The following is a 14,898-nucleotide window of genomic DNA, read 5'->3' on the forward strand; positions in this document are numbered from 1 at the left end:
TTAATGTAAAAGGAGAAATATTTATGAATACAGGATTTCCAAAGGACTTTTTATGGGGAGCATCATCTTCTGCATTTCAAGTAGAAGGGGCTTGGAATGAAGACAATAAAGGAAGAACAGTAGCTGACTACAATTCTTTTAAAAAATCTCATTTACAAGCAGATACTAAAATAGCATCGGATTTTTATCATAATTATGAAGAAGATATTGAATTAATGAAAGAGTTAGGTATGAAGACCTATCGTTTTTCAATTTCATGGGCAAGAGTAATTCCAGATGGTGAGGGAGAGATAAATCAAAAAGGTATAGATTTTTATAACAAGATAATAGATAAACTAATAGAATGTGATATTGAGCCATTCGTAACTTTATACCATTTTGACCTTCCATTTGTACTAGTAGAGAAATATAATGGGTGGGAAAGCAGAGAGACTGTCTATGCTTTTGAAAGATTTGCTAAAATATGTTTTAAGTATTTTGGAGATAGAGTAAAGTATTGGCAACCACATAATGAACAGAATCTAATTGTTAGAGTGGAGGAGAGAATTAATATATATGATGAAACAGACTCATGGAAGATAGATAAGATGCGAGCACAGATGGATTATAATCTTTGTTTAGCACATGCCTTAGCAGTTAATGCATGCCATGAAATGATAGAAGAAAGTAAAATTGGAGCAGCTGTATCATCATCTGTAACATATCCTCTTACATCTAAACCAGAAGATGTGTATGCCGCTAGAATGAATGATAACTTCAAAGTGTACTATATGCTTGATATGCATCATTATGGAGAATATCCAGGGTATTATATGAATTATCTTGAAAAAAGAAATATAATTCCTCATATGGAAGAGGGGGATAAAGAAATACTTAAAAAATCTAAAATGGATTTTATAGCTGTAAATTACTATAGAACAAACTGTGCAGAAGCTTTATATGAGGATTCACAACATCCATTTGGATTAAGAGAAGGAACTGTTGATTTTAGTATGTATGGATTATTTAAAATGTCGATGAATCCTAATCTAAATGCTTCAGAATATGGAGCAGCAATAGACCCATCAGGTCTTAGAGTAGCTCTAAACGAATATTGGCAAAGGTACCACTTACCTGTTATAATAACAGAAAATGGGCTTGGAGCAAAAGATATACTAGAAGAAGGACAAATTCATGATGACTATCGTATAGATTATCTAAGAAGTCATATAAATGCATGTAAATTAGCTATTGAAGATGGTGTAGAGATGATAGGATATTGTCCATGGTCATTTACAGACCTTTTAAGTTCTTCACAAGGTTTCAATAAACGTTATGGACTTGTTTATATAAACAGAACAGACCATGAAGTTTTAGATTTAAAAAGAATAAAGAAAGATAGTTTTTATTGGTATAAAGAAGTTATAGAGAACAATGGAATAACAAAATAAACATAAACATATATTGAGGGTTTTAGTATGTATATTACAAAGGTATTGAACAATTCATTGCTACTTGCAAAGGATGATAATGACGAAGAAATAATATTGATGGGGAAAGGTATTGGTCACAATTATAAGGTTGGGTCTGAGTTAAATAAAGAAGATATAGAAAAAACTTTTGTTCTTCATGATGAAAATATAAAAAAGAGTATCATACAACTTGCATCAGAAATAGATGCAGAATATTTTGGTATAGCTCAAATGATAATCACATATGGAATAGAAAAATATAACTTAAAACTTATGAACCATATATATTTGGCTTTAACTGACCACATAGCCTTTGCAGTGAGACGTTTTAAAGAAGGTATAATGATTGAGAATCACTATTTGTTTGAAATTAAGGAGTTTAACCCAAAAGAATATGATATAGGAAGATATGCGATTACTGCTTTTAAGGAGGTTCTTGGCTTAGAGCTACCAGAAGAGGAAATTGGTAATATAGCAGGTCATTTTATAAATGCACAACAAGATAATCCTTATAGTGATAGAAATAAGAGAAGTACTAAAATTGTAAATGCTATTTTACAAATAGTTCATTATCACTTTTCTATTGTATATAATAAAGAGTCATTTTATTATAGGAGATTTGTAATGCATCTAAAGGCTTTTTCACAAAGATTTCTAGCTAATGAACCATCAAAAGAAAAAATAGATTTTATATATGAGCAAGTTCAAAAAAATTGTAAGGAAGAATATGAATGTGTAAAAAAAATAGGAGCTTATATATATAAGGAGTACTCTAGAGAATTACCAAGACAAGAAGAATTGTATTTGATGATTCATATTCATAAGATTTTAGGAGAATTAGATGAAAATAGTTAGAATATCTTAATATGTTAGTAATTTTATAAAAAACTAAAGATTAACTAAACTTTAAATCTGAATAATAGAATTATTTAAGGGAGTTGTCTCAAGATTGATTTTTTTCTAATCAAATTTTAAGCTCAACTCCCTTTTTGAATTTTTATATCATTATATCTTCGACATTTATACGTCTGTGCTTTATATGTTTATAGTAGATGGATTATTGTGTTTGCTTTGTTCAAACACACTTATAATACGCTTGATTTTTTCAAGATGATGAAATATACTAATGGGTGTTAGAAGTATAAATATGAATTACACTTAAATAAGTGAGTGAAAAATGAGGTATAACTCCTCATATGGATAGATTAATACCATGTTGTGGGGTGCATCCTAAGTGCTAATGCTACAGTATGGCTAATCCCTAGAGAGATAAAAAAGCCTACCAATAGATGTAGAAAGGGGGATTTATATGAATAAAGTTTTAATTATAGATGATGATAAAGATCTTTGTATTTTGCTAAAAAAGAGTATTTCCATTGAACAGATTGAAGCTAACTATTGTCATTCTGGGAAAGATGGACTTACTGAACTTTCAAAACAAGACTATCAGTTAGTGGTTCTCGATGTGATGATGCCAGGTATGGATGGTTTTGAAACTATGGAACAAATACGAAAATACAGCAGTATTCCCATCTTAATGCTGACATCAAAAAGCGATAATTACAGTAAAGTGCATGGCTTGCGAGCTGGTGCAGATGACTATCTGACCAAGCCATTTGAGATTGCCGAATTTACTGCTCGTGTCCTGTCTTTAATCCGACGCTATACCCGTTTTAATCCAAATAATGAAGAACCACAGCAACTCTCTTTTAAAGGCTTGTTGATTAATCTTGACCAGCATACAGTAATTACCAATGGAGAACCTATGTTGCTTCCACCGAAGGAGTTTGGTGTACTTCTTTTCTGTGCAAGGCATCAGGGGAAGATTCTAACGAAACAGCAGATTTATGAAGCAGTGTGGGGTGAACCATATGTCTATGACGACAGCAATATCATGGCTATTATAAGTCGTCTGCGAAAAAAAATTGAACTAGACCCCTCATCACCCGTATATTTACAAACAGTAAAAGGTATTGGGTATCAATTCAACGGGGAGGTATGAAAATGGATTCGCAAACGATAATTTTCCTATTGCTCTTGTTGTCAATTGGTCTACTTCTATTTTCTATATTCGCTTTTTCCAAGCTTGGGAATATTAGGCGTCGACTAAAAGATATAGAAGAAACACTTGCTGATGTACAAAGTGGAAATGAAAATCGCAAGGTACTAGTTAAGCCACGTGATGTTATGGCTCCATTGGTTTATCAGTTTAATGAGATTGTATACGACTATGAAAATAAGCTGATTTCTCTGAAAAAGGCGGATAAAGCTAGTAAGCAACTCATGACCAGTCTATCTCATGATGTTCGTACACCATTAACAACTTTGATTGGCTATCTGGATGCCGCACACAGTGGCATCGTCATCGGGAATGAACGTGAGGAATATATTGAAATTGCTCGGCGCAGAGCTTACGACCTCAAGGATTATATTGATGTTCTTTTTGACTGGTTCCGCTTGAACTCTGATGAATTTACACTATCAATAGAATCTGTGGAAATTGCAGAGCTGTCACGGAATATTCTGAAAGACTGGATTCCCATATTCTATGAAAAGAAACTGGATTTTGAAATTGATATCCCAGAAAAGCAACTCATGGTAAATCTCGATTCAGATGGATATTCACGTGTGGTGAATAATCTGGTTCAGAATGCTCTTGATCACAGTCAGGCTAGTCAAATCAAGATTACCATGAGTGAGGATTCCAAAATGGTATTATTCTGTGTTGAGGATAATGGTGTTGGGATTGCCAAAGAAAATTTACATCACATTTTTGAGAGACTGTACAAGTGTGACAAGGGTCGTTCAGAAAAAGGCAGTGGTCTTGGCTTATCTATCGTCAGTCAGATGGTGGAGCGAATGAGTGGTAAGATTTCAGTAGAAAGCGAAATTGGAAAGTACACCGTATTTACAGTGAGACTACCATTAATATAACGTTATTTTTCCCCATGTGGCATGTGTCCACATGGGGATTTTTTGTAAGTTCTAAAGTTGCAAGGTTAATACAAGGTTGTTGTAAGGTTAATGCAAGATTGAAGTGGTATGATTACTTTGATAAACAAAGGAGGCTTTTATTATCTATGAATAATTTAATTGTTGAAACAAAAAATCTAACTAAACAGTATGGCACTCAAAAGAGTGTTTCTAATTTGAATATTCACGTTCAGAAAGGTCGCATTTACGGCTTGCTGGGAAGAAACGGTGCTGGTAAAACGACCACTATGAAAATGCTGTTAGGTCTAACAAAACCAACCACTGGCGAAATTAAAATCTTTGGTCAATATATTCAGAAGAACGAAAAGAAACTTCTTCCTCGAATTGGATGTTTGATTGAATCACCAGGTTTTTATCCTAATCTTACAGGAACAGAAAATCTCAAAATCTTTGCAAGGCTTAGGGGGATACCAAAAAAAAATGCAGTGGAATCAGCACTGGAAGTAGTCGGTTTACCTAACAATGATAAAAAGTTATTTTCTCAATATTCTCTTGGTATGAAACAGAGGCTGGCGATTGCTCTCGCCATTATGCATGACCCAGAACTGCTGATTTTGGATGAGCCTATCAATGGACTTGACCCTATTGGTATTGCAGAAGTAAGAAAGTTTATTCGTGACCTCTGCACAGAACGAGGTAAAACCATTTTGATATCCAGTCACATTCTTTCTGAAATTTCCTTGTTGGCAGATGACATAGGCATTATTGGCCATGGCATTTTGTTGGAGGAAGAAAGTATTGCCCAACTGGAAGAAAAAAACAATAAATACATACATTTTGCTGTATCTGATGCAGCACAGGCAGCAAGGCTTTTGGAAATTCAACTTAACATGAAAAATTTCAAAGTAGCAGATAATCACAATATTATGCTTTATGATACAGATGTTTCGGTTGCATCAATAAATCGTGCTTTTATTCAAAACAACATTGATGTATCTGAATCTCATTTGTGTGAGGATACTCTTGAAGATTACTTTAAAAAAGTAACAGGGGGTGAAGGAATTGCTTGATCTAATTTTATGTGAATTTTCAAAAATCAAGCGATTAAAATTTATCTTGACTTCTATTTTAGGTGCTTGCTTATTCCCAATTCCTGCAACTGTCTTGATTGCAAAGGACAACTTGCCATTTGAGCAATTGTTCAAATTAGTTATCAATTTTGGATATTTTTTGTTACTACCAATTGTATTGAGTATTGTTGCCAGTCAACTATTTTTCACAGAAAGAGATAACGACGTATTAAAAAATCTCGCAACAGTGCCAGTGCCAAGAGGAAAACTGGCTCTGGCAAAATTGGCTGTGCTTATGGTGATATCACTTTGCTACTCTGTTGTCGGGTTAGGTGCTACTATCGTTGGAGGTTTCATTGTTGGAACAGTAGAGGTGATTGCTATAAAATTAGGAATGAGCATTACTTTTGGAGCTATGTTTTTTATTACTGCACTTCCTGTTGTGGTACTCATTGTATATTTCAATCGTAGCTATATTTTTTCTATTATACTTTCTTTTGTATATACTATTTTCAATTTTGGTATATCCTTAAATCTTATTAATTTTGAACCAAATAACCCGCTATTAAGCATATTACCTGCGCCCATTATTATGCGCTGGTGGATGGCATCTTGGGGAGATCCAACTGGTGAATATACAGCACTTAGACAGCCATATCTACTATCAACCCATGCATGTGTAGGCATTTTATGCTTAATAGCAATTATGGCAACTCTGCTAATCTGTGTGATATATAAGAAGCAAGAGAATTAGGAGGTATCTATGATTGATATAATTACTACGGAATTTCAAAAAATAAAGCGATATAATATTCTATGGGTTGGTGTTGTTGCTGTTCTGTTTTCAGTATTACTGGCGGTTTTTCAAATTGTTAGTTCCAACGGAAGCGACTCTCTAACGTATGAGAGTTTTGCAAATGGGGTTATCTGGAACAATTTCAGCCTTACTTTTCCATTTGGAATTACGCTCATTGGAGGCTATCTTATTAACCGCGAATATACAGACCAAACCTTAAAGAACATCTTGACTGCCCCCGTTTCATTACGCAAATTATTAGTGGGAAAATTAATTATGGCTGGAAGTCTTACTGTATTGCTAAGTCTTTTCAGCTTCTTATGCACAGTTATTTTTGGATTAATATTTTGCAATATAGATATATCCATTACACTTGTCGTAAAATCCTTAGCTCAGATTTTAGTTGTTAATCTGTGTTGTTATATTGCTGTTTTGCCGATTATTGTTTATTTTAGCCGTAAACAAAATGCCTTTATGACAGGCGTAGGGATTGCATTTGTGTATGGATTTTGTGGTGTGTTTGTTGCAGGAAGAAATCTCACAGACTTTTATCCGATTACGGCAGGTCTTGGTCTCATTGGATATGACAATGGTACTAGTACTATTTATCAGCCTCTTATTGGCGTTATAACTTTGGCAGTAATTCTAATTCTGACAGCTATTCTACTTGCATTTACGCCCAATTACGATAAAGTTATGACCATATCTAAGAAAAAAGGGACAAAACATAAAAAGAATTCTCACAAATAACATAAATGGTATTTCTTTTACTTAAGCTGACAGATGGTGACAAAGAAAAAATCTGTCGTACAGTATATATATCCATGTGTCCAAGAAGCGACAGTTTTGATTTTTCAATCTGTCGTTTCTTTTTGTATTTATTAAATCACGATTATTTTAATACTTGCGATAGGTATAGTAGCAAGAGAGGAGACTGTCATGTGTGTTTATATATTATATTAAGTATATTCTAAAATACATGCTTTAAATAAAATATCTGAAAATAAGAATATTTAAATAAAAAAAAGAATATTATATATAGTTGACAAAAAGTGGAAATTGATATATTATATAAATATAGAAATAGTAATCATTACTATTATTGAAAAGGGAGGAATTAATTATGAACTTAAAAGGAACTAAAACAGAAAAAAATTTAATGGCAGGATTTGCAGGAGAATCAGAGGCAAGAAACAAATATACATACTATGCTTCAAAAGCTAAAAAAGAAGGTTATAATCAAATAGCTGCTATATTTGAGGAAACTGCTAACAATGAAAAAGAACATGCTAAGTTATGGTTTAAACTTTTACACGATGGAATGCCTTCAACAGAGGAAAATTTAAAAGATGCAGCAGCAGGTGAAAACTATGAATGGACTGACATGTATGCAAAATTTGCTAAAGAAGCTAAAGAAGAAGGATTTGATAAGATAGCTTATTTATTTGAAGCTGTTGGAAAAATAGAAAAAGAGCATGAAGAAAGATACTTAAAACTTTTAGAAAACTTAAATGAAGGAAAAATCTTTAAAAGAGAAGAAGAGGTTGTTTGGCAATGTCAAAACTGTGGTCATGTGTATGTAGGTACTGAAGCACCAGAAAAATGCCCAGTATGTGATCATCCAAAGGCATACTTCAATATAAAAGCTGAAAACTATTAAAAATTATTATAATTAAAAAGGAATGTTAACTATGAAATTTTCTAAACAAAGAGAACTGATTTTAAATGAAATATTAAATAATCCGGTTCACCCTACTGCGGATTATCTATATGAAAATTTAAAAAAAGATAATCCAAATTTAAGCTTAGGAACTGTGTATAGAAATTTAGCCCAGCTAACAGAACATGGCTTTATAAGAAAGGTTAGTATTCCAGGAAATCCAGATAGATTTGATGGTAGAATGGATAATCACTATCATATAATATGTGAAGTATGTGGAGAGGTGTACGACTTAGAATCTGAAGTTCTTAATAATTTAAAAGAATCAATAGCAGATGAAACAGACATAAAAATAACATCTTATAACATAAGTTTTAAAGGGATTTGTAATAACTGTGAAAAGTGTAGTCAAGTAGGCTAAGCTTTCAAATTCTAAAAAATAATTAATGAGGTGAGTTTATGTGTAGTGAACAAAAATTTTTTATATGTGAGACTTGTGGAAACCTTATAGGAATGATACAAAATAGTGGTGTACCTGTTTTCTGTTGTGGAAAGCCTATGAAGGAACTTGTTCCTAATACAACAGATGCAGCAGTTGAAAAACATGTACCTGTTATTGAAGTAGAAGGAAATATTGTTACTGTTAAAATAAGTAGTGTTGCTCATCCGATGACTAAAGAGCATCATATAGCATGGGTATATCTTATGACTGAGCAAGGTGGTCAACGTAAATGTCTAGCAGTAGATGGAGAACCTGTAGTTAAATTTGCTTTGAATGATGATGATAAAGTAATTTCTGCATATGCTTACTGTAATTTACATGGATTATGGAAGGCTGAACTGTAATATTTAAATAAAGTGAATTAAAGAGGAGGCTATAAATGTATTTTATACAAATAGCCTCCTATAAATTTATATAAATTCAAGTTTTAATTATATTTAATGTCAATATAACATAAGGAGAAAATAATATGTCAATTTATAAATGTAGTGTTTGTGGATATATTTACGATGAATCTAAAAATGATAAAACATGGGATGAATTAAGTGAAGACTGGGAATGCCCTGTATGTACAAAAGGTCGCAGTTATTTTGGAAAAATAAGTACTGTTTACTATGAGGAAGATGAAAAGGAAGCAGAAGATGAAAGCAATGAGGAAGCTAAAGTAACTAGTGAAAAAGCAGGTGATTTAAATTACCTAAATACATATTTAAGAAGAGATGATGAAGTTGAGAAACATATGGACATAATTCACGAAATGGCTGTTACAGGAAAGTCTATAATAGAACCTATGAGAACTAAACTTCCAGTAATTTCTTGGGATGATATTTTAATTATGGGTGCTCAATTAAATCCATTACCTTTAAATGAACATGATGAAGTAAATACAACAACAATAATAGGAAAAAGAGCAAAAAAACCTATGGTTATAGAAAATCCAGTTTATATTTCTCACATGTCATTTGGAGCTTTATCTAAAGAGTTAAAAATAGCTTTAGCAAAGGGTGCAGCTAAAAATAAGACAGCTATGTGTAGTGGAGAAGGTGGTATACTGCCAGAAGAAAAAGAAGCTTCATACAAGTATATTTTTGAATATGTACCGAACAAGTACAGTGTTACTGAAGAAAACCTTAGAAATTCTGATGCCATAGAGATAAAAATTGGTCAAGGTACAAAACCTGGTATGGGAGGCCATCTTCCTGGTGAAAAAGTTACTGAAGAAATAGCAAAGGTGAGAAATAAGCCTGTAGGTCAAGATGTAATAAGTCCATCTTGTTTTGAAGAAATACAGTCTAAAGAAGATTTAAAGAAACTTGTAGATGAGCTTAGAGAAGTTTCAGAAGGTCGCCCAATTGGTGTTAAAATTTCAGCAGGACATATTGAAAAAGATATGGAATTTATAGCTTATGCTAAGCCTGATTTTGTGACTATTGATGGTCGTGGTGGAGCTACTGGAGCAAGTCCAAAATTGCTTAAAGATGCAACTTCAATCCCAACAATATTTGCTCTTCACCGTGCTAGAAAATATATAGATACACATGAATTAGATATAGACTTAGTTATAACAGGTGGACTTCGTATATCTACTGATTTTGCTAAGGCAATAGCTATGGGAGCTGATGCAATTGCCATTGCAAGTTCTGCTCTTATGGCAGCGGCATGTCAACAGTATCGTATATGTGGTTCTGGTAAGTGCCCTGTGGGGGTAGCTACTCAAGATGAGGGATTAAGAAAAAGATTACATATAGAAAATAGTGCTAACAGAGTGGCAAACTTCTTAAATGTGAGTTTAGAAGAACTTAAGACTTTTGCTAGAGTTTCTGGTCATAAGGATATACATGATTTAAGTATTGATGATTTGTATACAGTTAACTCTGAAATATCAAATTATACAAATATACAACATGTATAGATTTTAAGTTTGGGGCTATTTATTGATAAATATTTGTAAAAATAAATAGTGAAGACAGTTTATGAAAGGAGAATTTTACTTTGTAAAGTTCTCCTTTTATTGTGAAAATTAAAGATATTAAATTGTAAAATATTTTGTAATATCGTACTATTAAACTAAATAATAATTTAAGGAGTGATTATCATGGAAAGGTTAAAGATACAAGTTCTCGCTGATAATAATACATATATTGATAGGTACTTTGTTGGAGAACCAGCAGTAAGCTATTATATTGAAATTGATGGAAATAGGATTTTATTTGATGCGGGATATTCAGATATATTTATATCAAATGCCGAAAAACTAGATATAGATTTAAGCAATTTAACTCATATTGCTTTTTCTCATGGACATAATGACCATACAAAAGGTGTAAAGTATCTGAAAAATAAATATGATTTGTCTAAGGTTGAACTTGTCGCACATCCTAATTGTTTTATAACTAAAAAAGAAGGCGAGGAGAATATAGGTGCTCCGTTTTCTGTTGATGAAATTAAACAAATTTTCATGTATAATCCTCAAGAGAAACCTTTTAATATAAGTGAGAACTGTATATTTTTAGGTGAAATACCTTCTATACATAATTTTGAAAAAAGAGCTAAAATGGGCAAATATAAAGCAGGAGACTTATGGGAAGATGATTATGTTTTAGATGATTCTGCCATAGCTTGTAAAACGGATAAAGGGCTTTTTATTATTACAGGATGTTCTCATAGTGGAATTTGTAATATAGTGGAGTATGCTAAAAAGGTATGTGAAGATGACAGAATTATTGGTATATTAGGTGGTTTTCATCTTTTTGAATTGGATAATAGACTAGATAGCACAATCAAATATTTAGATAAAGAAAGAATAAGAATGTTGTACCCTTGTCATTGTGTTTCTTTTAAGGTAAAAGCTAAGATGAATGAAATACTAAGTGTAAATGAAGTTGGAGTAGGGCTGACTATAAGTGTATAAGTTTTGAGATGATATTTAAAAGGAGTTTAACTTAAAATTTGATTAGAAAAAAATCAATTTTGAGATAACTCCTTTTTATTATATTTATTTTAAAAAAAATTAATGTAGTATTACATGAAATATTATAAAAAAATTATTTTTAACGAGAAAATATTTTCATTAATAAACAATTTTATCATGTATTAATAATGATAGAATAAATAAAGCAAGTTTATTTATTTATACATGCACTGTTAAAAAAATTACATTGATTATTATTAGGCTTAATAATTCCAATAAATATGATACTATAGCAAAATTCATATATTATAAGTATTATTAAATAATTATTTAATAATACTTATTTAATAATAAACAATATTTTGTATAAAATTTAACATTAAGAAAGAAATTTCATAAAAGTAAAAAACAAAATAGATTTAAAAAAAGCTAAAAAATAAAATGAATATGTTTAAAATATTTAATATATAAGGAAAAAGGAGTTAAAAATATAATTTTATTAAAAATAGCTGGTTGAATTTAACAAACAAAAATGTTATTGTTTTATCAAGAAAGTGTTAAAATATAAACTTTCATTATCATTTTTAGGGGAGGATGGTTTCATGCAAAAAAATGTAAAGAAAGCAAAAGTAACTGGCTCTATGCTAGCTATTTTTGGAGTTGCAAGCGTTCTTTTTAGTTCGCATGCAGGAGGGGGATTTGCAACCGGTAACCAAGAAACTCAGTATTATGTGCAGTATGGATGGACAGCACCATTCATGGCAGTTTTAGCAATGATTATACTTACTGCTACCATGAGAGAAGTTATTATAATGTATAATAATAATGATTGTAGGAATTATAAGGATTTATTTTGTGAGCTTTGGAGTCCATATCCAAAACTTGAAATAATATGGGAAATATATTATTATCTTATGGTTTTAATAGCTGTAAGTGCTGTAATAGCGGGTGCAGCAGCAGTATTCCAAAGTATAGGGGTGAATTACTTTATAGCTGTATTTATTATTGGGATTGTACTTCTTGTATTTACTATATTTGGAGCTATGCTTGTATCTAAAGCTGCTACAGCAATGACCATAGCTATATTAGTATGCACACTTACTATTTTTATAGTAGGTATAAAAGCTAAGGTGCCAGAAATAACTGGAATATTATCAAATAGAACGAGCTTTACACCTGGCTATATTAAGCCAATACTAAATACTTTTATTTATGCAGGATTTCAATCAGTTGTTATACCTACACTTGCAGGATGTTCAAGACCACTTCTTAAGAATTCAAAAGAGGCTACTAAGGCAATGGTAATTTCATTTATTATGAATGCAGTTGCATTAGGGCTTGCTGTAACTATGTTAATGGGTTGGTATAAAGAAATTATTGCTGCTGGGCAAACAACACTTCCTACTCTTTATGTAGCAGGTCAATCTGGAAATCATACTATATATATAATTTATAATGTGGCATTATTCCTTTGTTTGATGTCTACAGGAGTAACTACTATATTTGGTCTTGTAAATAGATTTGAAGACCATAAAGCTCTTTCTTTCCTTTCCTCAAAAATGAAAAGAAGGGTATTTACGGCGTGTGCAATAATGGTAGTGTCAATGCTTATATCACTTACAGGATTAAGTAATATCGTTAAATATGGATATGGATATTGTGGTTATCTTGGTCTATTTACTATAGTAATTCCTTTCCTTACATTAGGGCATTATAAGAATAAGAAATTTGCAAAGGAACATCCAGAGGCTAAATGGCCAGCCGAATTAAACGAAAATATTGAAAATTTATAAAATGAGTAGTACTTTAAATAAAAGAGATAATTTAATTAATAAGACGAAAATATAGTCAAATAAAAATAGAGTATATTACTATTTAGATATGATAAAATAGGGTTAAAAAATAAATTGATAAATTAAAATTTGGCAGATATAATGAACATAATATATTTATTGAGATTATTTGCAAAGCTTAATATTAAACAACTTTGAAACAGTTAATATAAAACTAAGAATAGACAGAAAAAGCTGTAATCATAAAGGTTACAGCTTTTTTATTCAATGTAAAATAGTATTATAATAAAGAAAAGGTTAATACCTACTTTCTGTAGATTATAGTGTTTATATACTATTGGAATTTTAATTAGTTTATAAATTACAATTCTATAATTCTTCTACTAATTTTAGATTCAATAGCTGTCTCTATTTCACTTAACATTCGTTCATTTTTAGGGTCAATAAAAGCACATGTATAGCCTTCCTCACCAGCTCTACCAGTTCTACCAATACGATGAATATAGTCTTCAGATGTTTCTGGTAAGTCGTAATTATATATATGACTTACTCCAGATATATCAAGACCACGAGAAGCCACATCTGTAGCTATCAAGTATTGTATATCTAAATTTCTAAATGATTTCATTATTCTTTCTCGTTTTGACTGAGCAATATCACTATGCAGTTTTTGACAATTGTATCCTCTTATAGCGAGAGCTTCTTCAAGATTGTCAACTCTTCTTTTAGTTCTACAAAATATTATAGCCATAAAAGGATTATCTTCATCTAAAACTTTACACAGGGCATCCAATTTTTTTCTATCTGTAGTTTCCACTACTTCTTGTTTTATATTATTAAGAGTAATTTCTTCTTTTTGGATAGAAACTATAACTGGATTTTTTGTATATCTATAAGCTAATTTTTTTACTTGAGAATTCATAGTTGCAGAAAAACATAATGTTTGCTTTTTGTTTGAAGTATCTTTTAAAATAGCTTCAACTTCATTTTTAAATCCCATAAGTAACATTTGGTCTGCTTCATCTAAAACAAAAGTTTTTAACTTACTAAGGTCAATCGTTTTTCTATTTAGATGGTCTAAAAGTCTACCTGGTGTAGCTATAATCATATGAATATTTCCTTTTAATTTCTTTATTTGAGAACCAATATCCTTTCCTCCGTATGCAGCTAGGATATTTACATCTTTAGACTCTTTAAGTTTTATTGCTTCTTCTGTTATTTGAATAGCTAGTTCTCTTGTAGGAGAAAGTATAAGCACTTGTATATCATTTATATCTAATGATATGTTTTCAAATATCGGAAGCAAAAAAGCAAGTGTTTTTCCTGTACCAGTTTGAGCTTCTGCTATTACATCTTTTCCTTCTTTTATCAATTTGATACTTTCGTTTTGTATAGGTGTAGGTGTTATTATTCCTGATTTTCCTAGAATATTTATTGTATTTTCACTAATCCCTAAGCTTTTAAAATCCATTATTATCTTACCTTTCATGAAAAATTTTCTTTTTTTATTAATCAATTAATAATATCATATTTGTAAGTATTTTTAGTAATTTTTTTGATTATTATTTATATAGTTTAGAAATATATGAAGATACCTTAAAATAAAATGTAGATTAAATTAAATTTTAGGAGGAATTTTAGAGGTTTATTTTTAAAGGTTTTTTGAAAATAAATCTATTTAAAGATTAAATTAAAATGCAAGAAAAACATAATAACTTTCATTTTTAAGAAGTTTTCACAAAAAAGAAAAAATATAGTGCAATAAATGATATAAAGTAATA

At 30.9% G+C, this 14,898-nt stretch carries 14 protein-coding genes; 13 read left to right on the top strand and 1 reads right to left on the bottom strand.

Features of this window, described 5'->3' with window-relative positions; all coding sequences use genetic code 11:
• Positions 1 to 23 precede the first annotated feature (23 nt).
• The 13 genes from ACTG45_RS04635 to ACTG45_RS04695 all read left to right on the top strand — a co-directional run bounded on the left by ACTG45_RS04635 (position 24) and on the right by ACTG45_RS04695 (position 13,117).
• On the top strand, positions 24 to 1,430 hold the full coding sequence (locus ACTG45_RS04635) for a glycoside hydrolase family 1 protein (RefSeq protein WP_479919917.1): 1,407 nt from the start codon (positions 24 to 26) through the stop codon (positions 1,428 to 1,430).
• Positions 1,431 to 1,457: 27 nt separating this feature from the next.
• The gene (locus tag ACTG45_RS04640) at positions 1,458 to 2,306 is read left to right on the top strand and encodes a PRD domain-containing protein (protein WP_021383556.1); all 849 of its coding nucleotides are present in this window, start codon (positions 1,458 to 1,460) and stop codon (positions 2,304 to 2,306) included.
• A 454-nt stretch (positions 2,307 to 2,760) separates the two neighbouring features.
• The gene (locus tag ACTG45_RS04645) at positions 2,761 to 3,453 is read left to right on the top strand and encodes a response regulator transcription factor (RefSeq protein WP_479919918.1); all 693 of its coding nucleotides are present in this window, start codon (positions 2,761 to 2,763) and stop codon (positions 3,451 to 3,453) included.
• A 2-nt stretch (positions 3,454 to 3,455) separates the two neighbouring features.
• On the top strand, positions 3,456 to 4,385 hold the full coding sequence (locus ACTG45_RS04650) for a sensor histidine kinase (protein WP_479919919.1): 930 nt from the start codon (positions 3,456 to 3,458) through the stop codon (positions 4,383 to 4,385).
• Positions 4,386 to 4,531: 146 nt separating this feature from the next.
• Positions 4,532 to 5,455, top strand: coding sequence for an ABC transporter ATP-binding protein (locus tag ACTG45_RS04655; RefSeq protein ID WP_479919920.1), 924 nt, complete (start codon positions 4,532 to 4,534; stop codon positions 5,453 to 5,455).
• Positions 5,439 to 6,209: an ABC transporter permease gene (locus ACTG45_RS04660; RefSeq protein WP_479919921.1), complete on the top strand. Its 771-nt coding sequence runs from the start codon at positions 5,439 to 5,441 to the stop codon at positions 6,207 to 6,209. The genes ACTG45_RS04655 and ACTG45_RS04660 overlap by 17 nt, the downstream gene beginning before the upstream one ends.
• 9 nt (positions 6,210 to 6,218) lie before the next feature.
• A complete protein-coding gene (locus tag ACTG45_RS04665) occupies positions 6,219 to 7,001 on the top strand; it encodes an ABC transporter permease (RefSeq protein ID WP_479919922.1) in 783 nt (260 codons plus the stop codon).
• Between the two features lie 373 nt (positions 7,002 to 7,374).
• Positions 7,375 to 7,911 carry a rubrerythrin gene (gene rbr / locus ACTG45_RS04670; protein WP_021383568.1) on the top strand — a complete coding sequence of 179 codons (537 nt, stop codon included), beginning with the start codon at positions 7,375 to 7,377 and terminating at the stop codon, positions 7,909 to 7,911.
• Positions 7,912 to 7,942: 31 nt separating this feature from the next.
• A complete protein-coding gene (locus ACTG45_RS04675) occupies positions 7,943 to 8,332 on the top strand; it encodes a Fur family transcriptional regulator (RefSeq protein WP_021383669.1) in 390 nt (129 codons plus the stop codon).
• Between the two features lie 38 nt (positions 8,333 to 8,370).
• On the top strand, positions 8,371 to 8,757 hold the full coding sequence (locus ACTG45_RS04680) for a desulfoferrodoxin family protein (RefSeq protein WP_021383667.1): 387 nt from the start codon (positions 8,371 to 8,373) through the stop codon (positions 8,755 to 8,757).
• 125 nt (positions 8,758 to 8,882) lie between these two features.
• Positions 8,883 to 10,325 carry a glutamate synthase-related protein gene (locus ACTG45_RS04685; protein WP_021383583.1) on the top strand — a complete coding sequence of 481 codons (1,443 nt, stop codon included), beginning with the start codon at positions 8,883 to 8,885 and terminating at the stop codon, positions 10,323 to 10,325.
• Between the two features lie 183 nt (positions 10,326 to 10,508).
• Positions 10,509 to 11,324: an MBL fold metallo-hydrolase gene (locus ACTG45_RS04690; protein WP_021383566.1), complete on the top strand. Its 816-nt coding sequence runs from the start codon at positions 10,509 to 10,511 to the stop codon at positions 11,322 to 11,324.
• 602 nt (positions 11,325 to 11,926) lie between these two features.
• Complete coding sequence (locus tag ACTG45_RS04695) at positions 11,927 to 13,117, top strand: YkvI family membrane protein (protein ID WP_021383591.1); 1,191 nt, start codon at positions 11,927 to 11,929, stop codon at positions 13,115 to 13,117.
• Between the two features lie 361 nt (positions 13,118 to 13,478).
• Here the strand turns inward: ACTG45_RS04695 and ACTG45_RS04700 are convergent, their stop codons facing one another.
• Positions 13,479 to 14,606 carry a DEAD/DEAH box helicase gene (locus tag ACTG45_RS04700; protein ID WP_479919923.1) on the bottom strand — a complete coding sequence of 376 codons (1,128 nt, stop codon included), beginning with the start codon at positions 14,604 to 14,606 and terminating at the stop codon, positions 13,479 to 13,481.
• Between the last annotated feature and the right edge of the window lie 292 nt (positions 14,607 to 14,898).

This window comes from Clostridioides sp. LIBA-7602 (assembly GCF_056688945.1).